At 38.3% G+C, this 21,367-nt stretch carries 26 protein-coding genes and 1 pseudogene; 17 read left to right on the top strand and 10 right to left on the bottom strand.

The features are described from left to right. Window positions 1-49 precede the first annotated feature (49 nt). The 8 genes from FJR09_RS06905 to FJR09_RS06870 form a co-directional block, all read right to left on the bottom strand. Complete coding sequence (locus FJR09_RS06905; protein ID WP_015081321.1) at window positions 50-628, bottom strand: Uma2 family endonuclease; 579 nt, start codon at window positions 626-628, stop codon at window positions 50-52. A gap of 53 nt (window positions 629-681) precedes the next feature. Beyond that, window positions 682-1,458: a hypothetical protein gene (locus tag FJR09_RS06900; protein ID WP_168653633.1), complete on the bottom strand. Its 777-nt coding sequence runs from the start codon at window positions 1,456-1,458 to the stop codon at window positions 682-684. Continuing rightward, window positions 1,451-2,584, bottom strand: coding sequence for an AAA family ATPase (locus FJR09_RS06895; RefSeq protein WP_168653632.1), 1,134 nt, complete (start codon window positions 2,582-2,584; stop codon window positions 1,451-1,453). The genes FJR09_RS06900 and FJR09_RS06895 overlap by 8 nt, the downstream gene beginning before the upstream one ends. Window positions 2,585-2,733: 149 nt before the next feature. Then, window positions 2,734-3,366 (bottom strand): hypothetical protein, encoded by a 633-nt coding sequence (locus tag FJR09_RS06890; protein ID WP_168653631.1) that lies wholly within the window; start codon window positions 3,364-3,366, stop codon window positions 2,734-2,736. Window positions 3,367-3,646: 280 nt separating this feature from the next. Next, window positions 3,647-3,922: a hypothetical protein gene (locus FJR09_RS06885; protein ID WP_168653630.1), complete on the bottom strand. Its 276-nt coding sequence runs from the start codon at window positions 3,920-3,922 to the stop codon at window positions 3,647-3,649. A gap of 59 nt (window positions 3,923-3,981) precedes the next feature. Beyond that, on the bottom strand, window positions 3,982-4,245 hold the full coding sequence (locus FJR09_RS06880; RefSeq protein ID WP_148762499.1) for a type II toxin-antitoxin system HicB family antitoxin: 264 nt from the start codon (window positions 4,243-4,245) through the stop codon (window positions 3,982-3,984). Further along, window positions 4,235-4,486: a type II toxin-antitoxin system HicA family toxin gene (locus tag FJR09_RS06875; protein WP_168653629.1), complete on the bottom strand. Its 252-nt coding sequence runs from the start codon at window positions 4,484-4,486 to the stop codon at window positions 4,235-4,237. Before FJR09_RS06875 ends, FJR09_RS06880 begins: the two co-directional genes overlap by 11 nt. 99 nt (window positions 4,487-4,585) lie before the next feature. Further along, window positions 4,586-5,887, bottom strand: coding sequence for a site-specific integrase (locus FJR09_RS06870; RefSeq protein ID WP_168653628.1), 1,302 nt, complete (start codon window positions 5,885-5,887; stop codon window positions 4,586-4,588). A 159-nt stretch (window positions 5,888-6,046) separates the two neighbouring features. On the opposite strand from FJR09_RS06870, the pseudogene FJR09_RS26115 reads away from it, so the two are divergent. The 15 genes and pseudogenes from FJR09_RS26115 to FJR09_RS06795 form a co-directional block, all read left to right on the top strand. Next, window positions 6,047-6,199, top strand: a pseudogene (locus tag FJR09_RS26115) (nitrogenase molybdenum-iron protein alpha chain); the annotation flags it as partial. A gap of 162 nt (window positions 6,200-6,361) precedes the next feature. Next, window positions 6,362-7,897: a nitrogenase molybdenum-iron protein subunit beta gene (nifK, locus tag FJR09_RS06860; RefSeq protein ID WP_015081327.1), complete on the top strand. Its 1,536-nt coding sequence runs from the start codon at window positions 6,362-6,364 to the stop codon at window positions 7,895-7,897. Window positions 7,898-8,472: 575 nt separating this feature from the next. Continuing rightward, window positions 8,473-9,840, top strand: a complete 1,368-nt coding sequence (gene nifE, locus FJR09_RS06855) for a nitrogenase iron-molybdenum cofactor biosynthesis protein NifE (RefSeq protein WP_168653627.1) — start codon at window positions 8,473-8,475, stop codon at window positions 9,838-9,840. Window positions 9,841-10,036: 196 nt separating this feature from the next. Beyond that, the gene (nifN, locus tag FJR09_RS06850) at window positions 10,037-11,365 is read left to right on the top strand and encodes a nitrogenase iron-molybdenum cofactor biosynthesis protein NifN (protein WP_168653650.1); all 1,329 of its coding nucleotides are present in this window, start codon (window positions 10,037-10,039) and stop codon (window positions 11,363-11,365) included. 156 nt (window positions 11,366-11,521) lie between these two features. Continuing rightward, entirely contained in the window at window positions 11,522-11,941 is a 420-nt protein-coding gene (gene nifX / locus FJR09_RS06845; protein ID WP_015081330.1) for a nitrogen fixation protein NifX, read from the top strand. Continuing rightward, window positions 11,938-12,414: a NifX-associated nitrogen fixation protein gene (locus FJR09_RS06840; protein ID WP_015081331.1), complete on the top strand. Its 477-nt coding sequence runs from the start codon at window positions 11,938-11,940 to the stop codon at window positions 12,412-12,414. The genes nifX and FJR09_RS06840 overlap by 4 nt, the downstream gene beginning before the upstream one ends. Window positions 12,415-12,507: 93 nt before the next feature. After that, window positions 12,508-12,708: a CCE_0567 family metalloprotein gene (locus FJR09_RS06835; protein ID WP_015081332.1), complete on the top strand. Its 201-nt coding sequence runs from the start codon at window positions 12,508-12,510 to the stop codon at window positions 12,706-12,708. Beyond that, window positions 12,705-13,022 carry a nitrogenase-stabilizing/protective protein NifW gene (gene nifW, locus FJR09_RS06830; RefSeq protein ID WP_015081333.1) on the top strand — a complete coding sequence of 106 codons (318 nt, stop codon included), beginning with the start codon at window positions 12,705-12,707 and terminating at the stop codon, window positions 13,020-13,022. Before FJR09_RS06835 ends, nifW begins: the two co-directional genes overlap by 4 nt. 10 nt (window positions 13,023-13,032) lie before the next feature. Beyond that, the gene (locus tag FJR09_RS06825) at window positions 13,033-13,815 is read left to right on the top strand and encodes a HesA/MoeB/ThiF family protein (protein ID WP_148762483.1); all 783 of its coding nucleotides are present in this window, start codon (window positions 13,033-13,035) and stop codon (window positions 13,813-13,815) included. A 62-nt stretch (window positions 13,816-13,877) separates the two neighbouring features. Next, entirely contained in the window at window positions 13,878-14,246 is a 369-nt protein-coding gene (locus FJR09_RS06820) for an iron-sulfur cluster assembly accessory protein (RefSeq protein WP_015081335.1), read from the top strand. Between the two features lie 105 nt (window positions 14,247-14,351). Continuing rightward, window positions 14,352-14,651 (top strand): 2Fe-2S iron-sulfur cluster-binding protein, encoded by a 300-nt coding sequence (locus FJR09_RS06815; protein ID WP_015081336.1) that lies wholly within the window; start codon window positions 14,352-14,354, stop codon window positions 14,649-14,651. Window positions 14,652-14,762: 111 nt separating this feature from the next. Continuing rightward, entirely contained in the window at window positions 14,763-15,014 is a 252-nt protein-coding gene (locus tag FJR09_RS06810) for a ferrous iron transport protein A (RefSeq protein ID WP_041458531.1), read from the top strand. 316 nt (window positions 15,015-15,330) lie between these two features. Further along, window positions 15,331-15,561, top strand: a complete 231-nt coding sequence (locus tag FJR09_RS06805; protein ID WP_015081338.1) for a DUF433 domain-containing protein — start codon at window positions 15,331-15,333, stop codon at window positions 15,559-15,561. 38 nt (window positions 15,562-15,599) lie between these two features. After that, entirely contained in the window at window positions 15,600-15,869 is a 270-nt protein-coding gene (locus tag FJR09_RS06800; RefSeq protein ID WP_168654047.1) for a hypothetical protein, read from the top strand. Next, complete coding sequence (locus FJR09_RS06795; RefSeq protein ID WP_168654046.1) at window positions 15,859-16,230, top strand: type II toxin-antitoxin system VapC family toxin; 372 nt, start codon at window positions 15,859-15,861, stop codon at window positions 16,228-16,230. Before FJR09_RS06800 ends, FJR09_RS06795 begins: the two co-directional genes overlap by 11 nt. Window positions 16,231-16,335: 105 nt before the next feature. Here the strand turns inward: FJR09_RS06795 and FJR09_RS06790 are convergent, their stop codons facing one another. Both FJR09_RS06790 and FJR09_RS06785 read right to left on the bottom strand, forming a co-directional pair. Then, the gene (locus FJR09_RS06790; RefSeq protein ID WP_168652978.1) at window positions 16,336-16,743 is read right to left on the bottom strand and encodes a hypothetical protein; all 408 of its coding nucleotides are present in this window, start codon (window positions 16,741-16,743) and stop codon (window positions 16,336-16,338) included. A 99-nt stretch (window positions 16,744-16,842) separates the two neighbouring features. After that, entirely contained in the window at window positions 16,843-18,183 is a 1,341-nt protein-coding gene (locus FJR09_RS06785; RefSeq protein ID WP_168652979.1) for a glycoside hydrolase family protein, read from the bottom strand. Between the two features lie 264 nt (window positions 18,184-18,447). Here FJR09_RS06785 and FJR09_RS06780 point away from each other — a divergent pair, with 264 nt between their 5' ends. Together FJR09_RS06780 and FJR09_RS06775 are read left to right on the top strand one after the other, a co-directional pair. Continuing rightward, the gene (locus tag FJR09_RS06780) at window positions 18,448-18,957 is read left to right on the top strand and encodes a hypothetical protein (RefSeq protein WP_015081342.1); all 510 of its coding nucleotides are present in this window, start codon (window positions 18,448-18,450) and stop codon (window positions 18,955-18,957) included. A 217-nt stretch (window positions 18,958-19,174) separates the two neighbouring features. Continuing rightward, window positions 19,175-21,364: a transglycosylase SLT domain-containing protein gene (locus FJR09_RS06775; RefSeq protein ID WP_168652980.1), complete on the top strand. Its 2,190-nt coding sequence runs from the start codon at window positions 19,175-19,177 to the stop codon at window positions 21,362-21,364. Window positions 21,365-21,367: the final 3 nt, after the last annotated feature.

Here is a 21,367-nt window from a genome sequence, read left to right as displayed (position 1 = left end):
GGATTAAATTTTAGGTGACATTAATCTGATTTATTTGGGAAATGTGATTTTATGTTTCTGTTTCCAATCCTACACCATCATAAAGCATTTCTATGGGAAATTCAAATGCAATACTTGAGAAGGTGATTATGTCTCCTATTGTATATTGATAATAAAGCCATAATCTTCCTTCTCCTCGACAATAACGTTCAACGGAGATTTTTTCAGAATCAATCAAGATATATTCTTGTAAACTGGGTATTGTTAAATAATATCTAAATTTTTCCCCTCTATCTCTACCGCTTGTACCAGGAGAAAGAACTTCAATAATTAATTTAGGATTTTGGATAAATTTACGGGCATTGATGTCTTCAGGGTGACAACTGACAATAAGATCAGGATAGAAGTATGGGCTTTTAGGGGTAACTTGCACTTTCACATCTGACACATTGACTCGACAACCACTAGGACGAAGATGAGAATATAGAGGTCTGTAAAGATTTAGAGCAATATCATTATGGGGGATTGTACCACCAGTCATGGCAAAAACTTCACCGTTGATGTATTCATAGCGAATATCCTGGTCAAGTTCCCATGGGAGATATTCCTCAATGGTCATTTTTGCTGGTTGTTGGGGAATGGCTATCATATCATGATTTTTTCAAGTTTGTTTTGATTATAGCAACTGACAAAAAATAGTTCTTAATCAGACACAATAATTGCAGCTAATCGTTCCTCGACTTCACAGATATAATCTGTCAAACCTGTATGAACTCCTCTTTCTCGTAGATGTTTTAATTTTGTCTTTTCCCAACATAGCTTTTCCCGTTCCATATCGTTTCCTGTAAGTTGTTCAACTACTACTTTTACATTTCTGATTCGTTCAGGTTCTTTCTCTGAAGTAGCACGTAATCTGTGAGACTCTATGGAAGGATCAAAACTCAATTTATTTTTAATTTCTTCTATAATTTGTTTCTCTTGTTGATTAGATGGAATAAAGCCATTTAAAACCCATGCTTCACGTTTTGGATCAGCAGCACCAATGACAATTTCTAATTTCGGCGTTTTATTAATATGTTCTGAACGTGCTTGTTCAATTCCTTCTTTACGTTCCGGTTGATTATCTAAATCACGGATAAATAAAACAGCTTTAATCTGTCGTATTCTTTGCAGAAAACGTACCAAATTAAGAACTTTAATAGATGCTGCTCCATCAGCTTTTAAAGGCACACTCTTACTATGATGACCTATAAATCTAGAATGTTTATATTTTATTTGTGATTTTGCATCATCAATTATTTTTCTAATGTCTCTCCAACAAGAATGTTGTGTTCCTTCCTCTAACCCAGTCCACTGAAAATGATATTGAAGACTATCATCATCTAACCAATCGAATTTTTCTTGTAAAACTCGCTCGGCTAATTTAGTAGCTGTTCTGGCATCTGCACCACTTTCAACTATGACAATAAACTCAATCACAGACTTCTCCTTCTGTTACCCAATCTTCACCTTCAGCATCCCAAAATTCACCAGTTGTCAAGGTTTCCTTTGCCCATTCTACATCAGGATGTTCATCCAAACGTTTAGCAATTGTAAAACCTGATTTACTGTTATTTAATATGTGAACTTGAGAAGGAGCAAGTGCATCAATAATATAAGGGGAATGAGTAGAGAAAATAATTTGCAGGTTGGGATTTTCGGCAATGATTTCTTTAAAAACAGTCATTAACTCTCGTTGTGCTTGAGGATGAAGTCCCTGTTCCACATCATCTAATAAAACTAAATTAGGTTGATTAGGATTCATTAGTACAGTTAATAATCCTAAAGTTAACATTGTTCCTTCGCTAATTGCATGGGCTGGAATACGTTCACCTGTATTCATGTCTAGTACCACCTCTTGTCCTGTCATTTCCTGAGTTTCTTCATAGGAAATAGATTTACCATCTACTTCGATTAAACGTTTGCGAATGACTGGAACTTTTGCTCGTTTTATGCCAACTTTGCGGACATTTGGGACAATTCGACTCAGCTTTTCTTCTATTAATTGAAATTTATCTGGAGCTTCATCACGCAGAAAATCTAAGGTAGGTGCTAATCCTGATCCGTCAAATTCAACTCTTGGCGTAATTTCTTCACTGTAAGCTGCTTTGGCAAGGTTGCTGGCAATTAATTTTAGGTAAACAGTATGTCTTAAAGATTTGCGAATTGCATCTGGAGAATCACTTAAAGAACTTAACCATCCTTCTAAAGCATTTTCTTTCCCATTTATTTTCCATGATGCTGTGGGATGCCAATAATCATTATTTTCTTGTTTCCAATTATAGGCAGATTGCCAATTTTGGCGATTTTTGTAACCCCAAAAACCACTAGCAGTAACAGACATATTTCTTTCCCCCATTGTTGTGAGAAATTCAGGTGATTTATCATACTGAAAAATATTTTTAAATGGTGAAGCAGCAAGCCTACTTAGATTATGCAATGCTTGGAGGACTGTTGTTTTACCAGCACTGTTTTTTCCTACAATTCCATGTAATCGGGAATTATCAAAATTGAGTTCTGTTGATTTATGGCTTTTGAAATTATGAAGGATTAGTTTTTCTAGCATATTGTTGGTTTTATTTGTTCATCATCATTTGCTATTTGGAAAATTGCAATTACTATTTTGGCAAAAACATTATACTAAATAAAGCATTGAGGATATAAAGAATAATATATCTTACCAGGTAGTATATCATGATTTTCAACAAACCCTCTTTATTTGACTCTTTCCTCAAATTCACCTGGTATACGAAAGGTTTCCCAATCCTTCAAAGAATAAATATCAAATCGGAAAAAACGATCACCATAATCAGCATAGTATGCAATATAACCAAATTTTTTCCCTTGATATGTAGTGCGATGTCTACCATTTTCATAATAACGGTCTATAAATCGAGAATTAATAAAGTCTTGGCTAATTGCTTCACCCCAAATACGGCTAATAAGTTCATTAACTGCTTGATCTCGTCTTAAATTATATCCTTTTTTGCTCAGAGATTTTCCAATTGATGAGTTTTCGATAAAAACTGCTTCACTGTAATTCTTTTGTATAGTTTCAGAGACTTTTTCACCAACAATTATCTTGACATTATTACCTTGAAACTGAGTTATAGCTTCATAATGAACTAGGATAGAATTAATATAAAATGGCTTGAAAATCAACCCTTCTCCAAGGTGATTTCTGTTAATATGTTTGATTGATTTTTGAATGCTGTCCCCTGGCAAGGAAAAACAAGGCTTGGAAATAATTAAATTTAAATAAATGAGAATCAAAGCCACAAAAAGTCTTGATATTGTTATCAGTTTTAGATGTAATATATTAAGATTAACTGCAATCATAATTTGCATGATTAATTGTTTCTATCTAATGTTAGATTAACATAGTATAACACAGGACTAAGTTATCCTATTATACCTTAACAAAAATATACACTTAACCACCAATCAATATGAGGATTAGTCTGTAACTTGGGTTAAGCAACAATACAACCTAACATTATTTAAAAAAATAATCAATCACATCCTGTAAATCCTAAAATCCTGGATATCCTGATTCTGACAAATGATGTAATATATAAGTTACCTGAATTGTGTATATTAGGAGTATTTTGAATACAGGCATTTGTATCTAAGAGATAGGCGATTGAATTTTCTCCCGTTCTTCAAAATGAAGCTGTTCTGGACGTTCAATCATTTCACCTTCCCAACTACCTATAACTTCTGCCAAAAACCTACGAGAATATCCTAATTCTTCCGGCGTTTTGGTTGCAGATTGTAATGATTTTTCTGCAATACGTTGAAATACAATTACTATTTCTAATTCTTCATTGGCAAATTCATCAGGAAGTTCAATTTTGAGAATTTTATCATTACCAATGTGTGTTTTAATTTTCATACTTTCCATAGACTGATCTCCTGGTTGATTATGTTGTCAGCAGTTTGGATAAAATTTTTGATGGTTGTTCACGAATTAATTATAGAAATTAGTTTAGAAGGTAAAGGAATTTGTTTTTTACCACTACAATAAACAGTTTCTATCCATAACTCTCTAGCTTCATTAATATTTTCTATCGCTTCCTCTAAAGTTTCTCCCTGACTTATACAACCTGGTAAATCAGGAATAATTACTGTATATCCTCCATCATCTTCTGGATAAATAGACATCGGATATTTTAAAGAAAGATAATCGTCTAAAGATTGAAGCTCAAGTCGAGAATTAGTTTTCATCTTTCCAGTTTTCCAAATCTAGTAATCTAATCGTTTCTTCAATATACGTTCGTTTAACTTTTTTACCCCCTTTTTTGGGAATAATAATTACTTCTCCTTGATCATTTTCAAAAGCGTGATGACTTCCTCTTACTCTAGTTTCCTGATATCCAAAAGCTTCAAGAACATAACTAATCTCTTCAAATCTGGCTTCAGGAGGGCGAGAAAGAAGATATTTAATTAATTTACTTAATTTACCCATTGACTAATCATAGCATTTTTTTGGCTAGGTGGTTGAGATAATTATTCATTGACCAGTTATACCACACATCACAAAAATAATATTCTTGGTTAACCAAACTTAACTCCGTTTATAAACCATTTCCATTCTCAACTTCTCCACCTCAATCTTCAACCGTTCATTCTCCATTTTCAAACCGGTATTTTCATCCTTAATCAACTCTACCTCATTCCGTTTACTCAAAGCCTGATTAATTGCCAACTTCCGCATATCCAAAGAAAACCAACGTTGATAAGTTTTTGTATGAATCTGCACACTATGACCCAAATTATCTGCCGCAGCCTTAATAGGAACTCCCAAAATATGCGCTCGAATTGCCCAACCATGACGTAAATCATAGGGTTTAAAATCTAAACCAATTTTTCTAAACCACCAACTTACCCTTTGAATTAAAGCCGTGATTTCTGCATGATTATTTTGGTCTTTTTTACTAATTGCTAATGCCAACATTTGCAAATATTTAGGATTTCTTAAATCAAATTCATCAATCCATTCCTTATATAAAGGTAAAGCTTCCCTTTCACCAGTTTTACAATCTTTATCAACCCTCCAAGTTAAATCTGTATTCTCATCACTTAACCACCAATGAATATGAGGATTAACAAAAAGCTCACGGGGACGTAAACCAAAAACTGCCAACATTCCATAAGTCCACCGCCAAAGTTGCCAGCTATCTTTCACATCTTGATTAACTTGTTTACCTCGATTATTTAGATATTCATCAAACTTGTAAAATCCCGTAACTATGTCCTTATCTGTAGGTACATTCCGAGAATTACTTTCAGGAACTTTAGAATAATTAGTTAAATTAATCTCAACTTTAAAAAGTTGGCAAAATACAGAAATAGCCCTCACCGCATTATATTTAGCCCATTCCTTATCTATCTTATTAATCGCATTAATCAAAACTTCCCCAATTGCCAAATCATCAGCATTTGTATAACGCTTAATGCGAGAAAAATAATAGAAAAAAGTATGTTCACTTTTAGTAGTGCGTTTATGGGTTTTAAAATATTCATCCTCAAACTTTTCTAATAACTCACCAATAGTTATTAACTCTTGTTTAATTGCTTCATTTCCTAAATATTTATCATTCCAAACAAAACTTTTTCTAGCAATTAACTTACCTAACTCATAAGCTTCTTCTTCCGCAGTTTTCAAACCTAGTAAATTTGCCGGAATATTCAAACTGAGATTATATTGTTTTTTACTTCTTCCAGTTTTATCCTCATCTCCCGGCTTAATAGGTAAAGTTGCCCGTAATTGCAGACATCCATTGGATTCCCGAATTGTTACCCTAGCCTTTGCAGACTTCAACCGCAGATTTACCTGCCCCAATTCCCATAATAGCTCTTCTTTCATTCTTTGCGCCTTTGCTCCTCCGCGCCTTTGCGCGAAACTTAACTCTGAATCTTTCAGACTATATTTAGACTGAAAATAAATGAGTTAACTGCAAACATAGTTTATCCCTGACATTGCTCACTGCACACATAGCGAAGTTAAAAGCTATTAAACCAGCAATATAAATACTCCGGACCTTATCACGGTTACGACGGATTCGCAATCTTCGCTCGTGACATGGATTTAGCTCTGAACAGCCCAACCTGGGGATTAATCGGCGCTCCCTGGAACAAGAAAGCTCAAGCTAAGGCTAAAGCTAAGGCTGCCGTCTAGGGGACAAAAGATAGTCTGGGGTTTTACCCCAGGAGAGTTGGGAAGTCAAGATTCAAAATTAAAAATTTCATTGTTCTGGATTTTGCATTCTGAATTTTGAGGCCCATTCCCGACTCTCCACCGAACGCAAACATAATACACAGCAAGCTTGGAGATATAGAAATGCCTCAAGATCCCAATAAGATTCAGGACCACGTTGAGTTATTCCACCAACCAGAATACCAAGAACTGTTTGAAAACAAAAAACAGTTTGAAAACGGTCACACCCCTGAAGAAGTACAACGAGTTTCCGAATGGACAAAAAGCTGGGAATACCGGGAAAAGAACTTTGAACGGACAGCTTTAACCGTTAACCCAGCTAAGGGTTGTCAACCTTTAGGTGCTATGTTTGCGGCTGTGGGTTTTGAAGGTACTCTTCCCTTTGTTCAAGGTTCTCAAGGTTGTGTAGCTTACTTCCGTACCCACTTAACCCGTCACTACAAAGAACCATTTGCTGGTGTTTCTTCTTCCATGACAGAAGACGCTGCTGTGTTCGGTGGTTTGCAAAACATGATTGATGGTTTGGCTAACTCCTACAGCTTGTACAAGCCAAAAATGATCGCTGTTTGCACCACCTGTATGGCAGAAGTTATCGGTGATGACTTACAGTCATTTATCGGTAATGCTAAAGAAGCTGGTTCAGTTCCTCAAGATTTCCCCGTACCTTTTGCTCACACACCTAGCTTCGTTGGTTCTCACATCACTGGTTACGACAACATGATGAAGGGAATTCTTTCTACCTTAACCGTAGGTAAAAAGACAGCCAAGAGCAACGGTAAAATCAACTTCATTCCTGGTTTTGATACCTACGTGGAAAACAACCGCGAAATTAAGCGGATTGCTTCTTTAATGGGTATTGACTACACCTTGTTATCTGACAACAGTGATTATGTTGATTCACCTTGTGATGGTGAATACAATATGTATCCAGGTGGTACTAAGTTGGAAGATGCAGCAGATTCCATCAACGCTAAGGCTACTATTGCTCTTCAAGCTTACTCTACCACCAAGACCCGCGAATACATTGCTAAGGAATGGAATCAAGACGTTAGTGTTGCTCGTCCTTGGGGTATCAAGGGAACTGACGAGTTCTTGATGAAACTCAGCGAAATGACTGGTAAGGCTATTCCTGAAGAGTTAGAAATCGAACGTGGTCGTGCAGTTGACGCAATGACCGACTCCCATGCTTGGTTACATGGTAAGCGTTTCGCTATCTACGGTGATCCTGACTTAGTTTACAGCGTAGTTGGTTTCATGTTGGAAATGGGTGCTGAACCAGTACACATCTTGGTTCACAACACCAATGAAGTATTCGAGAAAGAATTGCAAGCATTGTTAGATTCTAGCGCCTTCGGTAAGTCCGCTAAAATCTGGGGTGGTAAAGACTTGTGGCACTTACGCTCCTTGTTATTCACCGAACCCGTAGACCTATTGATTGGTAACTCCTACGGTAAGTACCTGTGGCGCGATTGTGGTGTACCTTTGGTAAGAATCGGTTATCCTATCATGGACCGTCACCACTACCACCGTTATGCAACTGTTGGTTACAAAGGTATAATCAACTTGTTGAACTGGATCGTTAACACAGTCTTTGAAGAAATTGACCGCAGCACCAATGTTGCTGGTAAGACCGACATTTCCTACGACTTAATTCGTTAAGAATGTCTGTAGGGTGGGGTTTCCCCATCCTTAAAAATAGACAAAGGGGATTGGGATATAGGCAATTTACCTAACATCCTATCCCCTATCTCCAGTTCTTAATAATTAAACGCAGATAAACGCAGATAAACGCAGATGAATTAATTTTTTCTCTTTTCTCTTGCAAAACCAAATGTTATGAAAATCCCACCCCTAGAAAATACAGATAAATACATATCTTTTTTGAAAGTTTATCTGTGTAAATATTAAGTTAATCAGATTTTGCAGAAAATCTATAAATCAATCCAAACTAAGTATAAAAACTTGGTTATTTTCGGGGAATTAGAATTATTATATTTAATATATCCTGTGGTAATCCTAAATTATTTGTGAGATATTTCTCACTTATTCTCTATTACAGCAAGTTTCTATGATCTTTTCTGTAGAGACACAAACCCAGAAATAGATAATGCTGTAAATAGTTCCACAAATAATTTTTATTAATTTGCAATATTTTTCTCGAAGTCATCATCTTGATGATTAACTTTAAGCAAGATTTGTCATGGTTGTAAACTCCATCTAGCACAAGAATAAAAATGAAAGTCACCCAAAGCAAAATTAACGAACTTCTGAGTGAATCAGGATGCGAACATAATCAACAGAAACAGGGAGAAAAGAAAAATAAATCTTGTACCCAACAGGCTCAACCAGGTGCGGCTCAAGGTGGTTGTGCCTTTGATGGGGCGATGATTGCTTTAGTTCCTATTACCGATGCTGCTCACTTGGTACATGGTCCGATCGCTTGCGCTGGCAATTCCTGGGGAAGTCGTGGTAGTCTGTCTTCTGGACCAATGCTTTATAAAACAGGTTTTACTACCGATGTGGGTGAAAATGATGTAATTTTCGGTGGTGAGAAAAAGCTTTATCAGGCGATTTTAGAAGTTAATGAAAATTACAAACCTGCGGCAGTTTTTGTTTACGCCACCTGCGTTACAGCCTTAATTGGTGATGATATTGATGCAGTTTGTAAGGTAGCAGCCGAAAAAATTGGTACTCCGGTAATTCCTGTGATTGCTCCCGGATTTATTGGGAGTAAAAATTTAGGTAATCGCTTTGGTGGTGAATCTCTACTAGAATATGTAGTGGGAACTGCTGAACCTGAATATACTACCCCTTATGATATTAATTTAATAGGTGAATATAATATTGCTGGGGAAATGTGGGGGGTTTTACCTTTATTTGAAAAGTTAGGAATTCGGGTTTTATCGAAAATTACTGGTGATGCTCGTTATGAAGAAGTGCGTTATGCTCACCGGGCTAAATTAAATGTGATGATCTGCTCACGGGCGTTATTAAATATGGCGCGAAAAATGCAGGAACGTTACGGAATTCCCTACATTGAAGAGTCATTTTATGGAATTAAAGATATTAACCGTTGTCTGCGAACTGTAGCTGCTAAATTAGGTGATGCTAATTTGCAGGAACGCACAGAAAAACTCATTGCTGAAGAAACTGCGGCTTTGGATATTGCTCTTGCTCCCTATCGAGCCAAGTTGAAAGGAAAGCGCGTTGTTCTCTATACTGGTGGTGTGAAAAGTTGGTCAATTATTTCTGCTGCGAAGGATTTGGGAATTGAAGTTGTGGCGACTAGCACGCGCAAAAGTACAGAAGAAGATAAAGCGAAAATCAAAAATTTGTTGGGTAATGATGGCATTATGTTGGAGAAGGGGAACGCCTCCGAACTCCTGAAATTAATTGAAGAAACTAACGCAGATATGCTTATTGCTGGCGGTAGAAATCAATATACTGCTTTGAAAGCGAGAATTCCCTTTTTAGATATTAACCAAGAACGTCATCATCCTTATGCCGGTTATGTGGGCATGGTGGAAATGGCACGGGAGTTGACTGAGGCTTTATATAGCCCCGTTTGGGAGCAAATTCGGAAGCCAGCACCTTGGGAGTAATTTAGGTGACAGGTGATGGTAAGGGCGAAGCATTCGGAACATAATTTTCGAGAAAAACCGCTAATTTATCGCTCGAATGCTTGGGATGGTAAGGGCGAAGCATTCGGAACATAATTTTCGAGAAAAACCGCTAATTTATCGCTCGAATGCTTCGCCCCTACGACTTCTGACAAATTATTTTGAGATTATAGTTATTATGGCGATCGCAATTGTTCCAGAAAAGTCTCTGACTGTAAACCCCCTCAAACAAAGTCAGGCTTTAGGCGCTTCTTTGGCTTTTTTGGGGTTGAAGGGGACTATGCCTTTATTTCATGGTTCTCAGGGTTGTACGGCGTTTGCAAAAGTGGTTTTGGTTCGACATTTTCGGGAAGCAATTCCTCTTGCTACTACTGCAATGACGGAAGTTACTACGATTTTGGGTGGTGAGGAAAATGTGGAACAAGCTATTCTCACTTTGGTGGAAAAGGTACAACCGGAAATTATTGGTTTGTGTACTACGGGGTTAACAGAAACTAGAGGTGATGATATTGAAATGTTCTTGAAGGATATTCGAGAACGTCACCCTGAACTTAATCATTTAGCCATTATTTTTGCTCCCACTCCTGATTTTAAAGGTGCATTACAAGACGGTTTTGCAGTTGCAGTTGAAAGTATAGTTAAAGAAATTCCCAAAGCCGGGGGAATTAAACCAGAACAAATCACAATTTTAGCTGGTGCTGCTCTCACTCCTGGAGATGTCCAAGAAATTCGAGAAATGGTCACAGCTTTTGGTCTAGAACCAATATTTGTACCTGATTTGGGAGCTTCTTTAGATGGACATTTGGAAGATGGTTATACTGCTATAACTGCTAGTGGCACAACTCTCAAACAATTACGTTCCCTTGGTAGTTCGGCGTTTACCTTAGCATTAGGTGAAAGTATGTTGGGGGCGGCGAAAATTTTAGAGGAACGGTTTGGAACTAACTATCAAGTATTCAGAGATTTAACAGGATTAGAACCTGTAGATAAATTTCTGCAAAAGTTATCTTTATTAAGTGGAAATCCCATTCCTGAAAAATATCGCCGTCAACGTCGTCAATTGCAAGATGCAATGTTAGATACTCACTTTTATTTTAGTTCCAAACGAGTATCTTTAGCTTTAGAACCAGATTTGTTGTGGACAATGGTGGGATTTTTGCAATCAATGGGGGCGGAAATTCACAATGCTGTCACCACAACTCGTTCCCCATTACTTGAACTACTTCCTATCAATAATGTCACCATTGGTGATTTAGAGGATTTTGAAAACTTGGCGCAAGGTTCTGATTTATTGATTGGTAATTCTCATGTAAATACCATCTCTAAACGCCTTTCAATTCCGCTCTATCGTTTAGGTATTCCTATCTATGACCGATTAGGAAACGGGCTATTTACCAAAGTAGGCTATCGCGGTACTATCGAACTTCTTTTTGGCATGGGAAACCTATTCATAGAACAAGAAGAATCATCAATGATGCACCAATGGTCATCAGTAATCAACAAATAAAAACTGATCCCATTTCCTTCCAAAGATACGCCAAAAATTGTGATATTTTCTATCTCTGTGTCCTCTGTGCCTCTGTGGTTCGTTCATCTTAATTCAGAATAATTAGTATGACAACCGACCACCAACAACTGACAACTGACAACCAACAAAGGACAAATGAAAGTGAAAATTGCTTTTACGACAACTGACCGAATTCATGTTAATGCTCACTTTGGTTGGGCTAAAGAAATTGATGTTTATGAAATTTCCGACAACGGATATGAATTCATAGAAACCCTCAAATTTGAAGGTGATCTCAAAGAAGATGGTAATGAAGATAAAATTACCCCCAAACTACAAGCACTGAATGATTGCACAATTGTTTATGTTGTCGCTATTGGTGGTAGTGCAGCCGCTCGTTTAATTAAGAAGAGTGTAACCCCAGTTAAGGCTAAATCTGAAGAGGAAAAAATTGAAGATATTCTCAACAAATTAGTCAAAACTCTCAAGGGTAATCCTCCACCTTGGTTACGGAAAGCTTTAGGACAGAAAAAACTTAGTTTTGCTGAAGAACTTGAGAACGAAGCAACATTATGAGTACAAATAATCTAAATGGAACTGGTAACAATTCAGAGGGGGTTTTAACTCCTTTCCATAAATCATTAGTTCAACAAATCCGGGCGCAAGATAGTTATGGTTTTTACCGGAGTTGGACTGATGAATTAATCCTCAAACCCTATATTGTTACTAAACAAAAGAAACGGGAAATTTCCGTAGAAGGTGAAATTGATCCCGCCACTATTTCTCGCATCAATGCCTTTTTTCGGGCTATAGCATCCAGTATTGAAAAGGAAACCGGACTCCTTTCTAATGTGGTTGTGGAATTAGGACATGAGGGTTTTGGCTGGGCTTTAATATTTTCTGGACGCTTATTATTAACTGTAAAAACCTTACGTGATGCCCATCGTTTTGGTTTTGATTCCTTCGAGAAATTGGACGAAGAAGGCGCAAAGTTTGTTGAGAAAGGCATTGATTTAGCCAAGCGTTTTCCCGAAGTTGGAAATCTTTAATTAGAGACTCTCAAAGCCAAAGCAAAAATTCCCTCTATTTATTCCCTCTGTGTCCTCTGTGCCTCTGTGGTTCGTTTATCCAGATAATTAAATATGACCATAGAAGAAATCACGACCAAAATTAAAAAGCTAAATAGCAAAGCAGGTCAAATGAAAATGGATCTGCATGATTTAGCGGAAGGTTTGCCCACAGACTACCACAAACTAATGGATGTTGCTGCGGAAACTTACGAAATCTACTGTCAGTTAGATGGACTCAAGCAACAACTCAAAAAAATGGAGAATTCTAAATGAGTACCAATATTGATGAATTCAAGAAGTTAGTAGATGCAGAAGAATTTTTCATCTTCTTTAATCTGCCCTACGACCAAAAATTTGTAAATGTTAATCGTTTACATATTTTGAAAAAGTTTTCTCAGTTCATGAGTCAAATTGATGATACTTATCCTCAGATAAGTGACGAAGAAAGATTAGAGAAATATTGCACAGCCTTGCAACAAGCTTATCAGGTGTTTATAGAATCTACACCCCATGAACAAAAGCTGTTCAAGGTGTTTAATGATAAGCGAAAAAATGTTGTCACCCTGACAGAAATCACCTCAGATTAGGAGTTAAAAAGTGATCAACCTAACGCCTACCGAATTAGAACGCTATAGTCGCCAAATGATGCTTCCTAATTTTGGCGAATTAGCTCAAAAGCGCCTGAAATCAGCGACTGTTTTGGTGTCAGGTGTGGGTGGATTAGGCGGTACGGCGGCGCTTTACCTAGCAGTAGCGGGTGTTGGGCGGCTAATCCTAGTCCGGGGTGGAGATTTGCGGCTGGATGATATGAATCGTCAGGTTTTGATGACTGACGACTGGGTGGGTAAACCTAGAGTATTTAAAGCCCAAGAAACACTTAAAGCCATCAATCCCGATGTCCAAGTGGATGTAGTTCACGATTACATTACCGCCGAAAATGTGGATGAGTTGGTGCAGTCGGCGGATATGGCTTTGGATTGCGCTCATAATTTCACTGAACGCAATTTGTTAAATGCAGCCTGTGTCCGCTGGCGTAAGCCCATGGTAGAGGCGGCTATGGATGGAATGGAGGCTTACCTCACCACGATTATACCTGGTGTCACACCTTGTTTATCCTGTCTGTTTCCAGAAAAGCCTGATTGGGATCGGCGCGGTTTTTCTGTGCTGGGGGCGGTTTCTGGGACTTTGGCTTGTTTGACGGCTTTGGAAGCTGTGAAGCTGATTACTGGTTTTAGTCAACCGCTGTTGTCAGAGTTGCTGACCATTGATTTGAACCGAATGGAATTTGCTAAACGCCGTTCTCACCGCGATCGCAATTGTCCAGTTTGCGGTAATACAGCCCCTTGGAGATATTCCCAATCTCAAACTGCAACGGTATAAAGTACCTCTTTTTTCAAATCCACATTCCAAATCAGAATATTCGCTACAGAATAGGAAACAAAATGACTGTTACTTTAACAGAAAAGGCTGAATTTCGTCTGCGGGCATTTTTAAAAGGTTCTGCAACCGAAGACGCTAAAAAGGGTGTCCGCATCTCGGTTAAAGATGGTGGTTGCAGCGGCTACGAGTATGGCATCGAAATTACCAGTAAGCCCCAACCTGATGATGTCGTATCTCAACAAGGAAATGTGTTGATTTACGTTGATGCTAAAAGTGCGCCGTTATTAGCAGGTGTGGTAGTTGATTTTGTTGAGGGAGTAATGGACAGCGGTTTCAAGTTTTCCAATCCCAATGCAACTGATACCTGCGGTTGTGGCAAGTCTTTTAAAACAGATGATGGTACTCCCACTGGTGTACCTTGCGGCCAATAGTTCAAAGTTCAAAAAATAAGCCTTTCATTTTGAATTTTGAACTCAGCCGGGGAAACTTAACTAACTCAAAAACTCACTTCATTCACGTTTGAGGAGAATTAAAAAATGGCGACCTACCAAGTAAGATTGATCAGCAAAAAAGAAGACTTCGACACCACAATTGAATGTGACGAAGACACCACAATTCTAGATGCAGCAGACGAAGCTGGGATTGAATTACCTTTCTCCTGTCACTCCGGTGCTTGTTCTAGCTGTGTAGGTAAGGTTGTTGAAGGTGAAATCAATCAAGACGATCAATCCTTCCTAGATGATGAGCAAATTGGTAAAGGATTCGCTCTATTATGTGTTACCTATCCTCGTTCTAACTCTACAATCAAAACTCACCAAGAACCTTATCTTGCTTAATACAATATCTGTAGGGGTTTAGCAATGCTAAACCCTTTCATTTTCAACAATGATGGAGGATGTTTATCATCTTTCATCATTTCAATTTTCACCGTTTATTTTTATAATCCAATGTTTACCCCTTTTACTATTATGGGCTGTTCTTTAGAATTGATGAAAGCAGGCGATTGTGGGATAGTTACTATTTGTCAAAGTCAAGATGAGATAATTAGGAAAAAGCTGATATTAATGGGAATTAAAACAGGGAATACCATTACTGTAGAACAGCAATTTCCGACTTTTGTGATTAAATCTGGTGGTTTATCTATGACTATAGATCGGGAAATAGCACGGGCTATTTATGTGCGAGTGATTGAGGGGTGAAAGGATTGATTATTAACTTTTGTTTAAATTGTGATTTTTAGCACCAAAACTCTGTATAGTATTTAATGCAGAATTTAAATTTATAGACTTAAACCTAAGAGGGTGTTTGAAAAGTTATGGTTGATGTATCAAATATTTTTTACCCCACCCTAACCCTCCCCTTGTAAAGGGGAGGGAACTGGATTTTTATTGTTTCCCCCCAAAGCATAGGGGAAAGGGGGGTAGCAATGTGATGAAAATTACGGAATACCACTTTTCAAACATCCTCTAAAGCAAAAGATGTTAAAATACTATAAAGTTAGAGAGATTAAATAATATGAGCTATCAAGATATTATTACCATTGAGCCAGATAAGCGGGGTGGGAAACCTTGTATTCGCCGGATGAGAATCACAGTTTATGATGTTTTAGGTTGGTTAGCATCTGGTATGTCTTATGCAGAGATATTAGAAGATTTTCCAGAATTAACAGAAGACGATATTAGAGCTTGTCTAGAATTTGCTGCTGACCGTGAACATCGTTTAGTTGCTACGGTAGGTGCTGCTTGAAATTGCTTTTTGACCAAAATTTGAGATAAACGACAGCTATGAACCCTATTTTGCAACAAATTCAACACCATGCTGCCGCTCTACCGATATCATCGCAAGCGGAGTTACTGAATTATGCTGTTTACTTAGAACAAAAAGCACGAGAAAAAATGTCTATCACTTCAAACCAAGCAAGGCGCGAAGGTTTGGCGCAAGCATTGGCGCAGGCGGTAGCGTTAAATCCTTTTGCGGAAATTGCTGATCCAGTTGTTTGGCAGCGTGAACAACGCCAAGATCGCAATTTATTCGGGAGAGACGATGCTGATTGATAGCAATTTGATTATTTACGCCACTCAGCCGCCATATACACAGTTGCGTAGCTGGTTGGTGAATTATGCTACGCATTATTCTGCGATTAGTCGTTTGGAAACATTGGGCTACCATCGTTTAGGTGAGGCTGAAAAACAGGCCATCATGGCGATTTTAGATAACTTAGATATTTTGATGATCAATAAAGTTACGCTTGAAATTGCGGTTGCTTTGCGCCAACAGCGAAAAATGTCCGTAGGTGATGCCCTAATTGCTGCAACCTGTTTAGATTCTGATCTACCGTTAGCAACGGCAAATATAAAAGATTTTGAGTGGATAGAGGGTTTGGTGATCCACAATCCATTGGAGCTAGGGAGTTAGCATTTTATGGGTGATTTGATGGCGCAGGGGCGGGACATTTCGGGGTTGGGGCGTATGAGCCGTAAAAGAGCAAATTAATCGCGTGGATGTGATTTAGGAAATTATTTAATTTTTGACTTGTTGGAAAGTTTTATAATTTCTACAAACAACCTCTAAACAAATATCTCCTTCTAAACGAAAATAAATTAGCGATTGTAAATTAGTGTTAATTATTCCAGTTTGATTGACAAATGGATAGGATGTGGATAAAAATTTCTGGATATTATCTTCAATTTTCTTGAGTTCAACTTCTCCTACCCAAAAACAGATATCTTCATCATTTGCATTTACAGGTTGAGAAAAAACCAGGTGAATAATTTGGTAAAGTTCAATAGCTACATCATCGGCTTCAGGACCGAAAGTAAAGTCAAGACGTAATTCCAGGTTTTGAGGATTTAAAGAAATACCAACTAAGTCAGCACTTTTTAAATCTTCGAGAAATGTGGTGAGGTTTTGTGTAATTGTTGTTGTCATAGATTTACAATTATAAGAGCTTGTCTATTATTCCCATTTGACTCTTATATAAGTGCGTTGTCAGAAAGCACAACGCACTTATATCGTAGCGTGCCTTCTCTACAATCCCCAATCTACAACTAGCAAACGCGGATCAAACTCTCGCAATAAACGCACCAGTTCTTTTAAATCATTAATAGAATTTACACAGACGCAACCCGCACTACCAGGACTGTGTCCGTCTTTAATCCAGTTCCAATCAGCATGAAATCCAAATGCGTCACGGTCATCTGATTGCTTACCAACGAAGGGAACCCATACAGGACCAAGTCCGTTGTTTGAGTGTGGATGGGATGCGTTATAATTATCTTTACCTCCTGCCCAGTCAATATCGCCGATAATATAGCTACCTTGAGGAATTGGCTGTAGACTACCTGGAAAACTGTCAGGATCGCTAAATAGTAAGAAACGCTGCGCTCCTGGTGCGCCAGATACAACCGCTAGGGATTCAACCACACCTCGTGTGGGATGTACAAACTCCAATTTACACAATTTCAATCCTTCATACGCATCTTTACTGGTGCGTGTAAGGCGACAGTAAACGCCTCTATCCGGTGTAGGAGCAGGAACAAGTCCCCGCGCTCGTCTTAGAGCATTTTCGATCGCTCTTTTGGTTTCTTGTCCGACCTTACCATCAATTTTGCTTAAAGCCTCACGTCTTTGCAGCAGTTCAACAGCACTTTTGGTAATATCATTAAACTCATTTGGCTGCGAAGTCATCCGCAGGAATCCCAATCCTGCAAGAGCGCAATTGAGGATATAGCAATCATCTCCGACATCACCCTTGACAATTAATGCACTGGTAAATGGTAGAGGTACAGGAGCAGGGTGATAGGGACGTTCTTCTACTGATGAAGTAGTAGGGGTTGTAGTTGGGACTGAAGTGGAACTTGCAGAATTTCCCACCGAAGGATTTAACCCATCTCTTCGGAACAAAGCTTCTTCGTCATTACGACGATTGACTAATCCTGGCAAAACTGTTCTAGTACCATTGTCTGTACCATGTACCCAACGGTCAAATTCGCGGGCTGCACCTTCGTAATCTACGTCATTATTCAGTTTTCGTAATAGTGTTGACTCACCAAATGCTCCAATGCCAATGTTATAAACAAAGGAAACTAAGGCATCAAACATACCTTGTGTTAAAGCTGCTCGACAAAGCTGATCAACATCTTCTGCTGCTTGTTCAACTTCCATCTTCAACCAGCGTTCTGCTGTTGTTAGATTGATAACATCACCGGGCTGAATGGGTCTGTTCAAATCCAAGTGTTCTATAGAACCGAACCCAATCGTCCATATTCCAACTGGATCTTTATACGCTTCAATCAAACCATCAGGGCGCTTCTTGTGCAACCCCTCCCATTTTTTAATTAAACTAAAACACTCGTTACTTGGTTTCATGCGTTTAACTCTAGGCTAAAGTTCTTTTGAGATCATCTTCAAATTTTTTGATATACCCCCAGTAATGTTGAGGGTTCACAAAAAATAAGATGTGTTAAAAGGTACTAAGTTTCCTTTTGTTTTTCACCCACTTTACACCACACACTCAAACCTGAAAAGCGGAAAAAAGCGGATTGCAAAAAAAAATTACAAACAGACGGAAAAAGTCTGAAAAATACGGATAAAGTCTGCTATCATTACTTGTGTCGCGTTACATTTTTAGCCATGCAGGTTCACGAACTACTACAACTTGTGGATGAGGCTGTCTATCTCAATACAGGCAAACGTCTCAATGACTTGCAACGTGGAGTTATTGAGGGAACACTAAAGTATCAAAAGTATGCTGATATTGCCGAAAATTGTGGCTGTAGCGCGGGTCATGCAAAGGATGTAGGTTACGAACTTTTAAAAATGTTATCTGATATTTTTGATGAACCAGTTGATAAAAGTAATCTTAAATCAGTTCTAGAACGACAGGGAAATGTGAATATTTCTTTGGGTGATAATAGTAATAATTTATTTGTAAATGGCTGTGTAAATATTAGTTCTAAACAACCTAAAACTAAACCAGATAAAAGTCATGCTGGTAATTCTAAACTAAAGCAAAAAGATCAGAATAAAACTCAGATAGAAAAAATTGATAAATTACGGTATTTTGGCTTAAATGATGAGCAAATTGCAGAGGTATTAGAGTTACCTTTAGAGGTAATTAAACAAGTGGAATCAGATAATTGACCAATAGTAGTGTACATAAAATATTAACGCCATAATAACTGCTTGCCATTTCGACCCATTGCCACAAACTCGAAGAGAGATTATATTTATCCAAATAGGCGGAAAGTCCTGCATCATAGCCGTAAAAATTGGTCAGGGATGTTACCCTAATGATAAAGTTGCCAGAAGATTAATCGCCAACTTTCCCCGTGAGACACTAGGCAATCAGTGAGTATCAATGTTCAAAAAACTACAGAAAACACAAATTTATCTACTTGCGGGCGCTGGACTATGTGCCTTTTTAGCCGGGGCAATGGTGTCAGCCCCCCAAGTTGGCAAAACCGTGAGTCAATGGTTGAACTTGAGTCAGGGTAAGCCGGAAAAACTATCTGAGGCTACCAAAGTTAAGTCAGTTGTATTTTCTCTATTGTCTCAATCTGTACCAGAAAGATTAACAAAACTCACGGAAATTGCTCAAACAGGTAGTTCCCCAGATCGAGAACGCGCCCGTTATTTGCTCTCTTGTGATTACGTAGAAACTTCTCAAGGGAAAAAAGCCCTGAGTTTATTGACAGGACTGGAAAAAGATTATCCTGTATTAGCACCTTATATTTTACTTAAACAAGCCCAGGCTCATGATATTTTGGGCGAAGATAAGCAAGCTTCCGATTTGCGCCGCAGGGTGTTAAAGGAATATGGTAAAGAAGCAGCCGCAGTTAAAGCTATATATGCGATCGCTCAACCAAAATTGTCTGATCAAGCGATCGCTCAATTTCCCTCCCATCCCCTCACTTGGGAAATTATCCGCAAACGCTTAAAAGATAATCCTAATCAGCCTAAGTTACAATTAATCTTAGCTAAATACGCCGCTGACGAACCAGGAATTGTGGGTGTATTAAATCAGTTAATAAAACAGCCACAACTCAAACCCGCAGATTGGGAACTGATTGGTTCAGTCTATTGGGATAACAATGAATTTACCAAAGCTAAAAATGCTTATATTCAAGCACCAAAAACCGCTACCAACCTCTACCGCATCGCCAGAGGATTACAATTAAATAAAGAACAAGATCAAGCCATTGCAGTTTATAAACAACTACTACAAAAGTTTCCCACAGCCAAAGAAACAGCTATAGCCCTATTAAGATTGTCCGACATAGCTAAGGGTAAAGACTCTATTACCTATCTCGACCAAGTAATTAGTCAATTTCCTGATCAAGCACCTCAAGCATTAGTTAAAAAAGGGACTTTGCTGGATAGTCTCAAAGATAATCAATCAGCTAACACAACATGGAAATTATTAGTAGGTAAATATAGTAGCAGTGATGAAGCCGCTGAATTTCGCTGGAAAATTGCCCAAACTAAAGCTAAAAACAACGACTATCTAGGTGCGTGGCAATGGGCGCAACCAATTACTATTAATAACAAAACTAGTATTTTAGCCCCTAGAGCCGGATTTTGGGTAGGTAAATGGGCAACGACACTAGGCAAGCAACAGGAAGCTATTACTGCTTATAAGTCTGTAATTAGTGAATTTCCTTACTCTTATTATGCCTGGCGTTCTGCGAGTATTTTGGGTTTAAATGTGGGAGATTTTAACAATCTGCGCGTGATGAATCCGGCAATTATCCCCCCGCAACGTCCTGTTCCACCAGCGGGTTCTGAGACTTTTCATGAATTGTATTTGCTGGGGCAAGATCGTGATGCCTGGTTGCAATGGGAAACAGAATTTAAAAATAAAAATCAGCCTAGTGTCGCGGAACAATTTACCGAAGGATTGATGAAATTAACTAAAGGTGAATATCTCATTGGTATTGACAAAATTGCTAAATTAGAAGACCGAGAAACACCCGCTGAAAAAGCCGAATATGCAGCTTTAAGTCAACAAGCTATTTATTGGCAAGCCCGTTATCCCTTTCCTTATTTTAAAGAAATTGAAAAATGGTCTACTTCCCGGCAACTTAATCCCCTGTTAGTTACGGCTTTAATGCGCCAAGAATCTCGCTTTCAGGCGAAAGTTAAATCCCCCGTCGGTGCAACTGGTTTAATGCAAATTATGCCCAGTACAGGGGCATGGATAGCCCCACAAATCGGTTTAGATTTTAAAAAAATTAATCTAGAAAATCCCAGCGATAACATTATGTTGGGGACTTGGTATTTAGATTATACCCATCAACAGTACGGCAATAATTCCATGTTAGCGATCGCTAGTTATAATGCCGGACCTGGTAACGTTGCCAAATGGTTGCAAACCATCCCCAAACAAGATCCAGATGAGTTTGTGGAAGGAATTCCTTTTGATGAAACTAAAAATTATGTTCGGCAAGTTTTTGGTAATTACTGGAATTATCTGCGACTTTATAACCCAGAAGTTTCTGCTACAGTCAGTAAATACTCGGAAGCACACCCCAAATTACCACCCAATTGATAT

The organism is Dolichospermum sp. UHCC 0406, assembly GCF_009712025.1.
GTDB classification, from domain to species: domain Bacteria; phylum Cyanobacteriota; class Cyanobacteriia; order Cyanobacteriales; family Nostocaceae; genus Dolichospermum; species Dolichospermum lemmermannii.
The sequence above is the reverse complement of the archived record's forward strand: the minus strand, read 5'-3'. Positions and strand labels throughout refer to the sequence as shown.